At 47.9% G+C, this 13,189-nt stretch carries 19 protein-coding genes; all 19 read right to left on the bottom strand.

Features of this window, described 5'->3' with window-relative positions; all coding sequences use genetic code 11:
• Genes ACF8OV_RS16605 through ACF8OV_RS16515 form a run of 19 tightly spaced genes read right to left on the bottom strand, consistent with a single transcriptional unit; the run spans position 1 to position 13,126 of the window.
• Positions 1 to 672: a hypothetical protein gene (locus ACF8OV_RS16605; RefSeq protein WP_258639522.1), complete on the bottom strand. Its 672-nt coding sequence runs from the start codon at positions 670 to 672 to the stop codon at positions 1 to 3.
• Entirely contained in the window at positions 663 to 1,352 is a 690-nt protein-coding gene (locus ACF8OV_RS16600) for a hypothetical protein (RefSeq protein WP_258639524.1), read from the bottom strand. The genes ACF8OV_RS16605 and ACF8OV_RS16600 overlap by 10 nt, the downstream gene beginning before the upstream one ends.
• A 9-nt stretch (positions 1,353 to 1,361) precedes the next feature.
• Complete coding sequence (locus tag ACF8OV_RS16595; protein ID WP_258639526.1) at positions 1,362 to 1,898, bottom strand: adenine glycosylase; 537 nt, start codon at positions 1,896 to 1,898, stop codon at positions 1,362 to 1,364.
• Between the two features lie 3 nt (positions 1,899 to 1,901).
• Positions 1,902 to 4,283 carry a phage tail protein gene (locus tag ACF8OV_RS16590; RefSeq protein ID WP_274024138.1) on the bottom strand — a complete coding sequence of 794 codons (2,382 nt, stop codon included), beginning with the start codon at positions 4,281 to 4,283 and terminating at the stop codon, positions 1,902 to 1,904.
• Between the two features lie 12 nt (positions 4,284 to 4,295).
• A complete protein-coding gene (locus ACF8OV_RS16585; RefSeq protein WP_109168533.1) occupies positions 4,296 to 4,898 on the bottom strand; it encodes a phage tail protein in 603 nt (200 codons plus the stop codon).
• Positions 4,885 to 6,072, bottom strand: a complete 1,188-nt coding sequence (locus ACF8OV_RS16580) for a baseplate J/gp47 family protein (protein WP_274024139.1) — start codon at positions 6,070 to 6,072, stop codon at positions 4,885 to 4,887. Before ACF8OV_RS16580 ends, ACF8OV_RS16585 begins: the two co-directional genes overlap by 14 nt.
• On the bottom strand, positions 6,072 to 6,413 hold the full coding sequence (locus ACF8OV_RS16575; protein ID WP_025589745.1) for a DUF2590 family protein: 342 nt from the start codon (positions 6,411 to 6,413) through the stop codon (positions 6,072 to 6,074). The genes ACF8OV_RS16580 and ACF8OV_RS16575 overlap by 1 nt, the downstream gene beginning before the upstream one ends.
• Complete coding sequence (locus tag ACF8OV_RS16570) at positions 6,413 to 8,299, bottom strand: phage tail tape measure protein (protein ID WP_274024140.1); 1,887 nt, start codon at positions 8,297 to 8,299, stop codon at positions 6,413 to 6,415. Before ACF8OV_RS16570 ends, ACF8OV_RS16575 begins: the two co-directional genes overlap by 1 nt.
• Before the next feature lie 11 nt (positions 8,300 to 8,310).
• Positions 8,311 to 8,451, bottom strand: a complete 141-nt coding sequence (locus ACF8OV_RS16565) for a DUF6890 family protein (RefSeq protein ID WP_164673212.1) — start codon at positions 8,449 to 8,451, stop codon at positions 8,311 to 8,313.
• 41 nt (positions 8,452 to 8,492) lie between these two features.
• A complete protein-coding gene (locus ACF8OV_RS16560; protein ID WP_025517572.1) occupies positions 8,493 to 8,756 on the bottom strand; it encodes a putative phage tail assembly chaperone in 264 nt (87 codons plus the stop codon).
• Positions 8,753 to 9,037 (bottom strand): hypothetical protein, encoded by a 285-nt coding sequence (locus ACF8OV_RS16555; protein WP_025517570.1) that lies wholly within the window; start codon positions 9,035 to 9,037, stop codon positions 8,753 to 8,755. The genes ACF8OV_RS16560 and ACF8OV_RS16555 overlap by 4 nt, the downstream gene beginning before the upstream one ends.
• Before the next feature lie 2 nt (positions 9,038 to 9,039).
• Positions 9,040 to 9,270: a hypothetical protein gene (locus ACF8OV_RS16550; protein ID WP_025517568.1), complete on the bottom strand. Its 231-nt coding sequence runs from the start codon at positions 9,268 to 9,270 to the stop codon at positions 9,040 to 9,042.
• Complete coding sequence (locus ACF8OV_RS16545) at positions 9,267 to 9,764, bottom strand: hypothetical protein (RefSeq protein ID WP_065870472.1); 498 nt, start codon at positions 9,762 to 9,764, stop codon at positions 9,267 to 9,269. Before ACF8OV_RS16545 ends, ACF8OV_RS16550 begins: the two co-directional genes overlap by 4 nt.
• On the bottom strand, positions 9,761 to 9,979 hold the full coding sequence (locus tag ACF8OV_RS16540) for a TraR/DksA C4-type zinc finger protein (protein WP_085342828.1): 219 nt from the start codon (positions 9,977 to 9,979) through the stop codon (positions 9,761 to 9,763). Before ACF8OV_RS16540 ends, ACF8OV_RS16545 begins: the two co-directional genes overlap by 4 nt.
• 12 nt (positions 9,980 to 9,991) lie before the next feature.
• The gene (locus ACF8OV_RS16535) at positions 9,992 to 10,441 is read right to left on the bottom strand and encodes a phage protein (RefSeq protein WP_025605246.1); all 450 of its coding nucleotides are present in this window, start codon (positions 10,439 to 10,441) and stop codon (positions 9,992 to 9,994) included.
• Between the two features lie 3 nt (positions 10,442 to 10,444).
• Positions 10,445 to 11,575, bottom strand: a complete 1,131-nt coding sequence (locus ACF8OV_RS16530) for a DUF2586 domain-containing protein (protein ID WP_274024141.1) — start codon at positions 11,573 to 11,575, stop codon at positions 10,445 to 10,447.
• Between the two features lie 3 nt (positions 11,576 to 11,578).
• Positions 11,579 to 12,235, bottom strand: a complete 657-nt coding sequence (locus ACF8OV_RS16525; RefSeq protein ID WP_065870469.1) for a virion morphogenesis protein — start codon at positions 12,233 to 12,235, stop codon at positions 11,579 to 11,581.
• Positions 12,219 to 12,710, bottom strand: a complete 492-nt coding sequence (locus ACF8OV_RS16520) for a phage tail protein (RefSeq protein WP_133280145.1) — start codon at positions 12,708 to 12,710, stop codon at positions 12,219 to 12,221. The genes ACF8OV_RS16525 and ACF8OV_RS16520 overlap by 17 nt, the downstream gene beginning before the upstream one ends.
• Positions 12,707 to 13,126 (bottom strand): head completion/stabilization protein, encoded by a 420-nt coding sequence (locus tag ACF8OV_RS16515; protein ID WP_225461306.1) that lies wholly within the window; start codon positions 13,124 to 13,126, stop codon positions 12,707 to 12,709. The genes ACF8OV_RS16520 and ACF8OV_RS16515 overlap by 4 nt, the downstream gene beginning before the upstream one ends.
• Positions 13,127 to 13,189 lie beyond the last annotated feature (63 nt).

Genomic DNA, 13,189 nt, shown 5'->3' with positions numbered 1-13,189 from the left:
TTATTTACCTGCCTTAACTGTCGATGACAAATCAGAGTGAGGTTTGCCTGTGTACGCACAAATGCAGTCACCTTGCACAACACCTTTACCGCCATTCATGGTGATGAGGTCAGCCACTTCTATGATTTTCTTGGCCGTAGTGGTTTTGTTATTTGTGATTTCTTCTATTTTGTTTTCCAACACTTTGATGCGTTGGTTTAAACATTCGGTGATGTTGTCTTTGTCAGTCTTGCTTTCAAAGTTACCCGCATCGTCGACCAGCTGGTAAACACCTTGGCGTTGTTGGTAACGGCTTTCGCCTTGATTAATCGCGGGTAGCTTGAATCCCAATGGCAACACACAACGAATAAAAGGCTTATCCGGTTGGCCGAACATAAAGCCGATTTCTACAATGCTTCCGATTGCCGGTGGCTCAAGTCTACCGGCGTATTCACCCACACCTGGTATTGGAAGTGGTACTGCCTGAAGTGGTGATTTATCTTTGAACTCCACGCCCTTTTCATCAAGCAGCTGAACGTCCACTGCGTAATGCGGATAAAAGCGATCAGACATATCGCCCTCTTCCGGCAGCTCAGGTAAAGCAACCACCTTACCCCATCGTGGCAAGTGCCAGCGTCCTGTTAGTTCTGGAAACAGTCGGAAGATGATCCGCTTTATTGCATTTACGTCCATGTCAGCTTCACCTCTGTTCCTTGGAAATCAACGCCCACCAAACGCAAGCCATTGACGACTGCCCCCGGTCTTAACTTAGGGCTCGCAGGTATTTTCACGGACTTGGCCGTCGTGTGCCCCGTCATCAGACTATCTGGAATAGTGACCGACTTATCTGCCCAGTAAGAGTCTTTCCAAGTGCCCACATAGATTTGGCCGTTACCCTGCTGTTGCCAAAACAGGTCTTCAATACCGAAGGCTTGAGACAGCTCGTCCATCACCCGATAGCCATTGCCGTCACTGTAAAAGCATGGGATAGAAGTTTTACTGTAGGCCGCTTCTGGTACCACAAACTGCAGTCCGGTTTTGTTGGTCACATCACTAAGCAACTGCATCAACGTTGGGTGGCGAAGCGTGATATCGAGTGGCTTAAACAACAATGCCGCCAACTCGCGACAAAACAGTTCTGACCACCCTTTTTCTGATGCTTGAACCCGTTCGATATAACCAAGGAATACTCGCGATATGCTGTCACCCCACCCGATGTCTACGGCAATAATGGTGTTTACCTTCGGGGTACCTTCAACGGAAATCGAGCAGCGACCAGGCGTGTTCACATCAAAGAGAATACGATGGTTCTTTGCTTTAACCTTCTGGCTACCAAGATAGGCTCGGCACACAAACTTATGATTTGGCTCCATTACCTCCCCCTATGACAATATTTCGTCTAGTGATTTGAGAAACTTCATGATGCCAGTGAGTTCGACACTCGTATCCGGCGGAACGTCTTCACTTTGCCCCGTTTCAACCGGAGTGGTTACCCCTTGCACCTGCTGTTGAGTTGCTGGCTTATCTTCCTGTCGCTGTTCAACACGCTCAGGAACGGACAAGTGCTCAACCAACTCAAAAGCAACGTTCCATTGTCGGTTGCTCTCTTGTTCATCCGCTCGAATAGTGCCTTGGAACTTTACTTGGCGAATCTTTAGCGCAGCGGCAGTATTGTTGCTGATACGATAAATCTGGCGGGCACTGTTGTCTTGCCCGCCAGCCAAGGTGAACAGGTTGCTTAGGGTTTCACTCTTATTGAATGGGATCACGCCACTTACGGACAACACTTTACCTTTGTTGCCTGTTTCGGCTTGGTCAGTCGCCGAGGACTGGCCGGACATATCTTGTCCGGCGAGCTGTTGGCGTACACTGATGCGTAGGTTCTTAAGTGAGATTTGAGTGCCGTTTAGGGTTAGCATCACTTAAACCTCACACCAATAATCACCTCTCCATATAAACGAAATGGCATCATATATAGAGTTCAGGCGTTTATCTGCAGCATCTCTAAGTTTTATATTGCCAGTTCCATGCTTAACGATGACATCTCGCTCATTACTAACTGTTGTTAACGTTAACCTTACTCCAATGATAGGTGCACCATTAATGTTATGTAGCTCATCCAAAGCCGATTGGCCATAGGTGTCTACCTTATGGAAATTCTGGGACATTGTGATATCCCCACCAATGATGGTTAATGGCGACTGACCAGCGCCATCGGTATTCGTCCCATTAATCATTCCAATATAAGCTTTACCGCCAAAATCTTTATCCGCTTGATAAACAACTGGCGTTTTATCGGTATCAATCGAACCAATCCTGCATTTTCCTGTTGTAAACTCTTGCAAACGACAGGCCGTAAATGCACCACCCAATGAGTCTTCCCAAGAGTTAATTGTGAAATCTGCTAGCCCACCTAATCTGACAACCTCATTATAAAGAGTGGAATCCACTTTCTTAGTAATAAGCATTTTTATGCCGCCGGATGTTTTACTCAGGTTAACTGCTCGTTCTTCAGATATGGTATCTAGGATGGCGGTATCGATTGTGACTCCGTTAACACCGTCATGCCCATGATCTGAGATGCCAGTTCGCGCACCTTTAGCATCCAATAAACCAACTTTCAAACCAGATCCAGACCGTAGCGTCATCACTTTTGAGGTCAAGTTTCTCAGCACAGCCGTTTCTATCGTCATCTGACAATCTGGGCCATCCGTGTTGTAAACAATCCCTTCTTGGCAACCGTCGCCAAAAATAGTTTTAATAGTGAGACCGTTTGGCTTACCCATTGCGTAAACCGCATTGTCAAGAATGTTTTTGTACCCTAGATAATCAATCACACCACCAACTTCACCGGCACAATGAAATAGCTTATCGACATTCTCACCGTAGAAACTACCACCTTTCACTTTGGCAACGTTGTTCAATGACAACGACTGATACTGGCCATGTGTTTCTGGGTTATTCTGTTTGATATTCTCTGCAGAAAGACCATCGTATTCTACGTCTGGGCAATTTAAGAAAACCCATCCGCCAACATAGTTATCAACACCATCAGGGTCGATATTTTTAGCTTTACTGTTAATTGCTGTCACTTTCCCAGTACAGTTAGTAAATTGTGCTATCGATTTAGCAATCAATTTCCCATCCAAATCAATTCCGGTAATACCTGATGGCTGTTTATTATTTTGAGTGTGAAACACGTAGCCATTATGCATTGCATAAATCGTTGCCTTACCGTGATTAATAGCTTCCCAGAATGTATTATCTGCTAGGTCAATAGTAAGTGGTGAACCTATATTTATATCCGGCCATAAAACCGTACAACCGCAGTTTTGCAAAAATAACTGCTCCTCAATAGTCATCACATTACTACTTTCAATAAATTCATCAGCGTAAATTTTTTCACCACGTTTCACACTGAAGTTCTCTTCCACCCACGATTTGCCTGCACTGTGACCCTCTGTTCTCAAATCACTCACCGAGCCATCTGCATGAATCTCAGCTATTTTGCACACGTAGTGTGGGGTATCTTTGCCTATTGATGACTCGATGTAATCGTCTTTCTCTTCAGCTGTGATGACAAAATCAAACACCGTGTGCTGCTCGCCTGTTGGCGTGCCTTCACGATGTGCATCGATGTATATAAATGAAGGTTTGTTAAGCACTTGGATAGTACGATCAAATTCAAGGCTGATACGATTACCCGACACATAACCAGCTCCCGCTTTAATATTGAATGCACTTTCTTGAGTCGTTACCAAGAAGCTATCCTCGATGAACCAGTCTTTGCCGTTCTGGTCGATGATAGCTTGCGCCACATCATCATCCATTTTCTGCATGCGAGGGATAGCATTGTACTGCCATGACGAAGCATCTACCGAGATGTTGGTAATTTCAGCGATGTCTTTATATTCAAGAACTACCGAGCGAACCAAAGTATTTCCTGCAATACCAGGTTCGTCGGCGGATTTTGGCGTTAATGTATGATGGTCAATAGTGACCAAGACACCATATTCAGAGCAATAAGCCCCGGTCCAGTTAAACTCAAATGGTCCAATGTCACTGGTTAGTGTCGTACTATAGATAACAGAATCCGCAGACAACCTCCCACGCTGATCGACACTTTCTTGATAAACAACGTTATCCGCAGGGAGCACATCATCCGGTTGTGGGAAAACTGGTCGGTTTGGTATGTTGGCAAAAATCATCTTATCGATGATCAATGGTTTTTCTTCGGCATTAAGCTGCGCCAACAGCGCTTTACCTGCAGCGGTTAAAATTGACTTATCAGTGGTATTTGCCATTTTATAATTTCCTTAGCCCTTCACTGTGGCTTGGTAATATTCGCAATCGACATGGAGCACTTTCGGTAAACCAGCAACGTTTAATCGGGTCTTGACATGCGACGTTGAAAACTGCGCTTCGATACACTTACTTCTGGCCGCTAGAGGCATTTCGACGTAACTGGTGTATTGATAGCGGCGGCAGGTGCGCCCGTACTGCCTGATGACGGTGTCTAATAACTTGGGCACATTGGTTAAATCACCATCTCTGATTTTTAAGCTGATCACATCCCAATCAACATTTTTCAAACGCTCGTCTTGAACAATGTGCGGATAGCCCAACTTGGCGAACATCTCTTCCCAACCCGCGATAGAACCTGCTTCACGGGCAAATCCATAGGCATGTGCGACACGGATTCGAAACACAGCTTCTGGCTCTTGACCTAATCGTTCTATTTCACGTTGCCAGGCAAGAATATTCACCAAAGCCATTGGGGCGGTTAACGGGTCATGCTGCTGCAATGGCATTTCAAATGCAGCTCTCACATGTTCCCAGTAATTGCACATGGCTCGGGCGAACTTGGCCAGCTCGCCACGCCCCATCCAGTAACGCAGATCAATCTCAGGAATTTTCAACGGTCACCCCCAGAGAACCAATGCGCGGTACCGTCAAGTTATTGATGATGTCTGCGTTATCGAATTCGAGTGATTCAATCTCTGAGAACTCATCGTGAAGCTCTTGCCCTAAGCGAGAGAAGCTGAATCGAAGAACCGGACTGGTCACTGTTGGTGAGTAATCGGTGTTCTCTCGGAAAGCCGCACCGATGAACTGCTCCACTTTTACGCGTAGCGCGTCTCGCTCTTCCATTGTTAATGAACGCAATGGCCAAACTCGGCAGACAATATCGTGGGTCGTTTCTGGCATGGCGAGCACTTGCAGATCATCACCATGGCCGTGCTGACCTTCAACACGGATGTACTCATTCAAATCCGCCAACATTTCGGCGGATGGTTCACCAGTGTCTAAAAGGATGAAAGCGTTGGCGGTACCTGGGCCACGCGGAGCGTTGTGCTCAAAATAGACATTGTCGTCATTGATACCTGCGCGACTGGTGAGCAGTGAACGGTAAGCTGCGTCAATGTGCCATCTTGCTACTGCGCTCCATTGGTTACGAATACGTAGGCGGAGTTCGTCATTGCTCTCTTTGTCTGCCCCAGCTTCATTCAACCATTCGGCAGGGTTGGTCACTGCGCCAATGCCCGGGATCGCAGTAGGCAAAATGTGGTAATACCCTTCACCTAGGTTGTAAGCCGCCCCCTCGTTCTCCGCCTCGACTTCTGCCATTACCATGGTTTCGTTCTCTGGCATCGTGGTATCAGCAAGCACCTTCACTCGGTAAATCGTACCGTTAATCGGTTCGGTTTGAACCCATGTATCTTTGGGGATCACCAACGCAGGGCCTTTAGACGCAGAACGTTGAAAGGCAATCATGCCTTTGGCTTTGGTTGCGCCTTTGCGGGTGATTTTGCATTGCCACGCCAACAGGTCGAGCCATTGGTCAACGGCAGTTGCAACAAACATGTTCGGTAAGACATAACCAACCAATAAGGTATTGATGAGCCACATCGTGACTTTCACTACCGTGGCTTCAATGAGTCGCCAAAATGGAGAGAACGGCGAGTCGTTTGAGATGATGGAACCTTCTTTGTCCATCTCCTCTTTGAGTACTTTCTTCCACCCTGCTTCATCGGTTGGGATACCCGATTGCTTTACCAGTTCGGAATAGTCTGGTTTTGGAATATCAGTCATTAACGTTCTCCGTTATTCACTATCTCTAATTGCAACTCGCCAAAGTCCATAGTGTCGGCAAACACGTAAATCGTGCCCTCAGTCGGTTCATCCAAACGCACGGTACCCGGTACCAATCGAACGTCTTCTTCAACAAGCAGTTCCAGCTTGGTGCGGATATCGGCTTTCTTGGATGGGCTTCGCTCAGCGATTAAATCCACCGCTAAGTTGCTCTCGATGATGGCGTGTTTGATGTCTTGGGCGATCACCGCTCGGTCTTGAATCAAGATTGGGTTGCGGCCTGCATCGAGCACCACATCCCCGTTCTCAATCAAAATGTCTTGGTATTTGTAATCCGCCATTAGCCTGCCGCCATTTCTATTTCACTCGCCATGTCTTGCGGGCTGTTCATGTAGGTTGGATAAATCGCCACACCACCGTAGTTGGTTGAGCTGGTTTGGTAGCTGGCGATGTTCTTAGCTGCGCCACCTGGTTGAATTTGAGCACGAGGCGTAGCGCTTTGAACGGACTTCGATTTCACTTGAGTAGCTTCATCATCACCGCCGAAGCCCGGTATCCAATCAATGAGCCCTTTCACTGAGTCCCAAATTCCCGCTAGGCTCTGGTTAATCCAATTGAACACTCCGGAAAAAACTTCCTTAATTGAGGTGGCCATATCACCGATAAAGGCAAATCCGCTAGTGTCGGTAAAGCCGCTCATGACCCATTGCCAACCTGCCTTGATAAACTCAAACATGGCTCTGAATGGAAGTGTGATTAAAGTGATTGCCCCTTCTAGTACTTGGAACCATGTTGTGTCACCAAACGAGGCTTTCAAATCATCCCAGTAGAAAATCAGCGCACCAACTGCGGCAATTGCGGCAACGACAGCACCAACAATGAATCCAATTGGGTTCGCCATCATTGCGATGTTTACCGCTAGCATTGCAACGCGAAGCGCTGCCATTCCTTTGGTTAGTAAAAAGTTCACCCCTGTAAACATCTTCATGGTAAGCATATAAGTCGCCATGGCTTGTTTACCGACACCCATCATTAAGGTAAAAGCACCACCTGCTGCTGCTGCACCTAAAATCGCCATGGCAGCAAAACCAATGTACTTTGTCAGGTTTGGGAACATCTCTGTCCATTCGATGATTTCTATCGCACCATCGGCCAAGCTCGAAATCACTGGCAAGAGAGCAGGCAACAACGCCGCACCAAAAGCAGTGCGAACCGCAAACACGCCTTGTTCGAGTCGTTCCCATTGGTCGGTCATCGCTCCAGCCATGTTAATTGCCGTATTTAAGTTACTGGCATCATTTAGGTCTTTGACGCTGGATTGCAGCTCACCCGTTTTACCTATCAAGTCGGTGATAAGCAGTACGGCTTCATCCGAGCCGAAAGCTTGCTTAATTTGATCAATTTCCAGTGAATCTAAATCACCGAATTGGTTGCGCAGTTTCGACATAATGTCGAACATTGGCAGCATCTTCCCGTTGCTGTCGGTAAACGCCATGCCTAGCTTGTCTTGCGCTTTTACCACACCGCTCATAAAGGCTTTATAACGAGTTCCCGCTTCACTACCAGTCATAGAACCTTGCAGCAGGCCAAGCACTGCCATTTGCTCCTGAATGGCTACGCCGTGAGTTTTACCTAATGCGCCAACACCTTTAAACGCATCCGACATTCCTTGACCCGTGGTTTTGAACATCTCGACAGATTTTGCGGTCATACCTGCAACTTGTTCAGCCCAGTTGTCTTTACCAATCCGATCGGCTTGGTCTTTAAAAACCGAGTACATGGTACCCATGTAGTTGGTAATGGTGGCCGTATCTGCTTTAGTCGCAGCGGCTAAAATAGCCGAGCTTCTTGTGACACCCGCCAGTTCATCGCCTGTCATATCCCCCATAGCAGATTTGATATCATACGAAGCCGCCACAAATTCAGTGGCCGACTTACCGTATTCAACCGAAAACTTCATTGCGGTTTGGGTAAGGGTTTTTAGTTGGTCATCGGCAACACCAAGTGATTTCACTTCACCTAATGCCCTGTCCATCTCAATTGCTGGCATCAAGGCTTGTTGCAATGCAAAGCCAGCACCCACCATGCCTGCCGCGCCAGCCATCATGGTATGAGTACCCTGACGGTAGGTATTGGTGACATCATTCAAATTGCGTTGAATATTGCCCAGAGGTTTAGAAATCTGGTCAATCAATCCAACTTGAAATCTGAGTGCTTCTGGTAACATCGTGTTCCTTATCAGCTAAACGCCCTGGCAACCCCATTGGCGGTGGCAGCTTGCATGTTTTCCCAATACTGACGCTCTAACCAAATTGCCCTTGCAAGGTTCTCTTCGCTGTCTGTCTCACCCGGCAACCACTTACGGCGCCAGGTAAGCATTTGTTCGAGCTCGTTGGAGTCCATAGCCCGAACAAGGGCATCTATTTTTTTACTTTGATTTGCAGCTTCGGTGTGTATTCCTTGAGAACTTCACCCACAACCTGAATCGCTGCACCTGGGTTCTCGTTCGTCAGCTCACGGAATACTTCTTTGCTTTCTTCTGTAACGGTGTTCATCAGAAAGTTATGCGCAGAGTTCACGATTTCCCCCTGTGCCAAGGCGTTCATGTAGTCGTTGTAATCCGCTTCTGTTGGGACGAACGTGATATCTGCATCACCGACCGTTAGTACTATTTGCTTGCTCATGCTACATCTCTCTCTTTATCTAGCTTGGTTTCCAAACGGTCGAACCGTCCGTTAATTGAATCTTTCAAATCATCTACGGCTTCCCGTAGTTCGTGCTTGGTGGCGTACTTCTCAGCGACATCACCACGCAGTCGCTCAGTGGCTAGCTCATTGGCATGGATACGACGATCATGATCTCGGGCGGTGTTCTGCCCTTTATCCGTTCTGCCGAAAACCACATTGATGATGGCGATAAGCAGCGCTATCGTTGCCACAATCGCCGATATCCATGATGAATCCATCGCTATTCCTTCTGTGGCACTTCTTTTAAGCGTTTGCCTTGTAATGCATTGATGATGTCGTCAACCGTCTCTTGCAGAACGTCGTTTGTGCTAAGACCTTTCAAGGTTTCCAAGCCCCATACCACAAGACGTGTGGCGAAGCGTTCAAGGATGATTGACCAACTGATTTGAAAGAACAGCCCTTTCAGTACTTCCAACAATGTCTTGCCAACGATTCCAGTTATGAAACTCATGCTGCTTCTCCAATTAGCGATTGATATGCTTGCAGGTAATCTCCTGCGGTTGCTTTACCTGCGCTCGTGTTCCAGTACTGCTTCGCGTACCGAGCCAAACCTTCTAGGTCATCAGCATCTGGCAAGGCTTCTGGGAACCGAATTAAATTGAGCCGTGCGGTAGCCACTGCGAACTCTGGCGAGATCACCATGTAACGCGGGTCTAAGTGCTCAACGGGGCCAAACATCGACAATGCATCCAACAAGTGAGGGCGACTCTTACCTAACCACTCAACAAGCCAATTGAAGGTGGCGGGTTCCATTTGGGTAAAGCCCAATGCAGGCCCACGTACTTGTTTTGAGTAAGTAAACTTTCCGGACTCATGAGCAATAATCATCAGGATCAGATTAATGGCCGCTTGAGTGTTCATCGTGCCTTTACCACCGGATGCCATATCTAAGTGGTCAAGGACTGGCTTCATGATTTTCTCAACAAAGAGCTTTGCTAAATTCATCGGGTCATTCGCTCCAATTCGCTTTGACACTGGGTGCAGTAGATGCAACCTGGTACTTTTTGGCGGCGTTTTTCTGGGATTGGGTCGCCACATTCGCCGCATTCATGTGCGCTTTCCCGTTTTTCAATTTGCTTAGCCCTTGCCAGTTGGTTGGCAAGCGCCACTTCTGTGAATTGGGTTTCAATACCGCAGGCATGGTCGATAACATCTGCCATCATGCCTCCTTGTTATTGAACCAAGTCTTCGGTTTCATCCGGACGTAGGTACGGCACACCGTTGATGCTGACAAAGTCTGGGCTTGTCACCTCGAATGGCAGCTTGTGAACTAATGCACTACCGCCATTCGAATCGGCATCAAGTAGGTCAGAGATTTTGATACGACATCCGAAGGCTTCAATTTTGAGCTCATCTTTATCAATCTTGCCGTAGAACAGCGCATCAAAATCAGGCATTCCTCGCCAAGAGCCGGCTTGTTTCGCTGCTTTGCTTAGTAGGTTAAATTGCTGCGTGGTCAGCTCCATCTCACCGCTAGCCTCAACATCTCCGTCGACATAACCATCTGGCACACCAGAGGTTTTATTGACGGCGGAATTATCGGTGATGGATAACGAGACTTTTTGTGCTTTGAGCTTGTAGTCACCCAAAGAGAAATGCATGTTCTTGCCAGAAATTCTCATGGATTACGCCTCCAAATCTGCAGGGTTAGTAAGATCAAGCGCGATGTTGACCACGATGTGTTTCGGGCAGTTATGAGGACGAACCATCAAACCTATCGACACTTTGGTTTTGGTTACCCACTGAATGGTGACGTCACCATCTTCTGGCGGCATGATTTCACCAGGGAAGGTAATGCCGCCAACTTCTGTCGTTTTCGACATATCACGCATATCTTTGCGAAAGTAAGTGCGGTTCAGCTCAATGCTTGCAGGCGTTGAGTTAAGAATGCGGTCGGCAATACGTCGAATCGCTTTGATACGCACACGGCGGTTAAGCTTGTGCACCGGGCGAACGTATTCGAGGTACTGATAATCACCGCCTTTGGCTTCCAATGTGGTTGCGTCCGACCAGTACACCCCTTCTAAATCGGCGTACCATTGCGGCAGTGAGTAACGTGCGTCGGCTAGCGTTGCGATGGTGCTCATCTCTAATGCTTTGCCTGCGCTGTCCGTTGGCATGTCACCCAAGCTCAATACTGAGCCTGTTGCGACACGCATTGGGCTGTCTGCTACCGTGACGTTTCGATCACATAAACGACCAGCGAGTACACCTACGTTATTGCCGTTAAGCTGAGGAACGGGCGTCACGAGGTTTGCAGAAACATCTTTCACCAGGTCAAGCATGGCGGTTTCGTACTCTGCCCACGTTTGGCCTGTATCAGGGGTTGAATCAATGCCCGCACAAGCGGCGAGGAAGAACACCCAACGACCAAGTTTGCTAGTCAGCTCGGTTGCTTTCGACTGCATATCATCAAACTGAGTTTTGACCGTGACTGGGTCACAAATAGCAATGCCTTCGAATGAGTCAGTCCGGTTCGCCAGATCAACAGCGTCTTGCCAGGTATCGTCTGCATCTAAGCCAACAATCGCACCCGTCCAGTTTTGTTTGCCGTTAAGCTGGGCGGCTTTCACGTTCAGACCAAGCGCATCATTGGCAACAACTTCGTCAAGGTTGGTCATGTTATTAATACGGGTCACTTTGCCTTGCAGTTCGGCCTTGTCAGTACGCCCGATGAAAAGCACGTGACGTTCTATCTCAGGGATACCGCCTTGTGCCAAATTGAGATTGTTAACCTCTACCTTTCCGGTTGCCATTGGTTATTTCCTCTGTTTTGCCTGCTCAAATATCTTGATGAGCTGGCGGTTCACTTCACGTTCTTTACTACCGAGAATCTGACGCTCTGCTAATGGAATATCCCAACTGGTGATATTTGGCTGATTAGAGAGTTCTCGAATGAGCTGTCCTGCTTGTCCGTGGGTGATGGTTACCATCAACTCACGTAAGCTGGCTTTCTTTCGTCCTTTGCCGCTTTTTCTCGGTACCGTGTAACCCAGTTCTCTTAGCTTTCTCGCTTGCCCCTTGGTACAAGGTGCTGAGTAATCCGGTTTGCCCCATCGCTTTTGCATTTGGCGCTTGGTCATTTTTTGCTTTTGACCAAGGTGGTGCCTTGCTGCGATTTTTGCGGTTAACTTGTTACTCCAAGTCAAATCAAGCTGGTTGGCGTTTCTCACATAAGGCGTTAAGCCCTTTGCCATCCGCTTTAAAACCTTGCCTTTCTTCTTTCCTTTCTTTGGTTGCAGAGCGCGTCCGTTAACGTCTTTTTGGGAACGAATGCGCTTTCTGGTATTGGTCGTTTCCCAACGGCCAAGGGTTTTCAGTATCCAGACTCGCTTTTTAGGTGGCAGAGCCAGCATGGCCAGCTTTTCCTGCATGTTGAGCACATCGCGCTCATTGACCTTAATTTGCGGCTTCATTCACCAACTCCGCTTCTTCTGCGGTGTAGATTTCAACGGCCTGCACTCGGTAGGTTTCCCCTCGCCAAGTGATCATTCCCGCAGTGTCAGGGATCAGCTCAATCGGCTCCATCATTTCCAACTCAATGGCAACGTCGGCTACCTCACTGCTGATCACATCAACCGAAAGTTCTGGGTCGCCTAACTCATCTTCATTGCGCGTGGTGTCGTAATCGCTCAGCCAACAGGCAACCAGAGCAAGTAAGCAGCGAGGGTCCAGAAGTCGGTGTGGAAACTCTTCAATACTGATCACTGCGTTGTACTTCCAGTGACAGGCGATATAACCGCCGTTCCCTCGGTCTTCACCGTTTGGCACAATGGAGCCATTTTCCTGCCAGGCATCAATTTTGTTATCGAGCACATTGGAATTCAGGTGACTAACAATGTAATCCGTCAGGTGTTCCAGCTTGGTTTTGTTGTAAGTGGTTTCGCTCATATCGAGTCAATCCCATTTGCACTGCGGCCAAGGAGCGCACGCACATCTTTGTTACTCTGGGCGAGAAAACGTGCCTCTTGTTCCGGTTCATCCGTTGCCACGCTTTCACCTTCTTTGCGGCGGTCTTGAGTCGCAAACTCTTTCATCAGTTCGGCGTGAGCCCGACCATAAACCGCACGCTTGTAGAGCATGATTTTCGGGCTGCTCAGCACTGGCTTTTCACCACCGACAATCAAGCTTTCTAATCGTTCTTGAATATTCAGCGCGGCGATGGCCACCGCGTAGTTCAAAGAGTCGTTATCAAACGTATGGGGAACACGGCGTAAACTGCGAAATTCAGCCGTGGATAAATCCGGCCATCCTTCACCGGGTATGGCGATATTGACTGCACTGTTAACATTTCCGCCAAAGCTCATAACGGTTCCTTGCTTATTTAAATTAGGGCGCCTCTAGCCACTGGGTCGACGGTATCGAGTTAG

Origin of the sequence: Vibrio sp. GLN_1, assembly GCF_043106015.1 — a bacterium.
In the GTDB taxonomy this organism is placed as follows: domain Bacteria; phylum Pseudomonadota; class Gammaproteobacteria; order Enterobacterales; family Vibrionaceae; genus Vibrio; species Vibrio parahaemolyticus.
Note: the sequence above shows the minus strand (reverse complement) of the source record. Positions and strands in the feature narration are given on the sequence as shown.

What these genes read in the sequence shown, in the direction of transcription:
- ACF8OV_RS16605 (WP_258639522.1), bottom strand. Translation starts at nt 672, where the DNA reads ATGGACGTAAATGCAATAAAGCGGATCATCTTCCGACTGTTTCCAGAA.
- ACF8OV_RS16600 (WP_258639524.1), bottom strand. Translation starts at nt 1,352, where the DNA reads ATGGAGCCAAATCATAAGTTTGTGTGCCGAGCCTATCTTGGTAGCCAG.
- ACF8OV_RS16595 (WP_258639526.1), bottom strand. Translation starts at nt 1,898, where the DNA reads ATGCTAACCCTAAACGGCACTCAAATCTCACTTAAGAACCTACGCATC.
- ACF8OV_RS16590 (WP_274024138.1), bottom strand. Translation starts at nt 4,283, where the DNA reads ATGGCAAATACCACTGATAAGTCAATTTTAACCGCTGCAGGTAAAGCG.
- ACF8OV_RS16580 (WP_274024139.1), bottom strand. Translation starts at nt 6,072, where the DNA reads ATGACTGATATTCCAAAACCAGACTATTCCGAACTGGTAAAGCAATCG.
- ACF8OV_RS16575 (WP_025589745.1), bottom strand. Translation starts at nt 6,413, where the DNA reads ATGGCGGATTACAAATACCAAGACATTTTGATTGAGAACGGGGATGTG.
- ACF8OV_RS16570 (WP_274024140.1), bottom strand. Translation starts at nt 8,299, where the DNA reads ATGTTACCAGAAGCACTCAGATTTCAAGTTGGATTGATTGACCAGATT.
- ACF8OV_RS16565 (WP_164673212.1), bottom strand. Translation starts at nt 8,451, where the DNA reads ATGCTTACCTGGCGCCGTAAGTGGTTGCCGGGTGAGACAGACAGCGAA.
- ACF8OV_RS16560 (WP_025517572.1), bottom strand. Translation starts at nt 8,756, where the DNA reads ATGAGCAAGCAAATAGTACTAACGGTCGGTGATGCAGATATCACGTTC.
- ACF8OV_RS16555 (WP_025517570.1), bottom strand. Translation starts at nt 9,037, where the DNA reads ATGGATTCATCATGGATATCGGCGATTGTGGCAACGATAGCGCTGCTT.
- ACF8OV_RS16550 (WP_025517568.1), bottom strand. Translation starts at nt 9,270, where the DNA reads ATGAGTTTCATAACTGGAATCGTTGGCAAGACATTGTTGGAAGTACTG.
- ACF8OV_RS16545 (WP_065870472.1), bottom strand. Translation starts at nt 9,764, where the DNA reads ATGAATTTAGCAAAGCTCTTTGTTGAGAAAATCATGAAGCCAGTCCTT.
- ACF8OV_RS16540 (WP_085342828.1), bottom strand. Translation starts at nt 9,979, where the DNA reads ATGGCAGATGTTATCGACCATGCCTGCGGTATTGAAACCCAATTCACA.
- ACF8OV_RS16535 (WP_025605246.1), bottom strand. Translation starts at nt 10,441, where the DNA reads ATGAGAATTTCTGGCAAGAACATGCATTTCTCTTTGGGTGACTACAAG.
- ACF8OV_RS16530 (WP_274024141.1), bottom strand. Translation starts at nt 11,575, where the DNA reads ATGGCAACCGGAAAGGTAGAGGTTAACAATCTCAATTTGGCACAAGGC.
- ACF8OV_RS16525 (WP_065870469.1), bottom strand. Translation starts at nt 12,235, where the DNA reads ATGAAGCCGCAAATTAAGGTCAATGAGCGCGATGTGCTCAACATGCAG.
- ACF8OV_RS16520 (WP_133280145.1), bottom strand. Translation starts at nt 12,710, where the DNA reads ATGAGCGAAACCACTTACAACAAAACCAAGCTGGAACACCTGACGGAT.
- ACF8OV_RS16515 (WP_225461306.1), bottom strand. Translation starts at nt 13,126, where the DNA reads ATGAGCTTTGGCGGAAATGTTAACAGTGCAGTCAATATCGCCATACCC.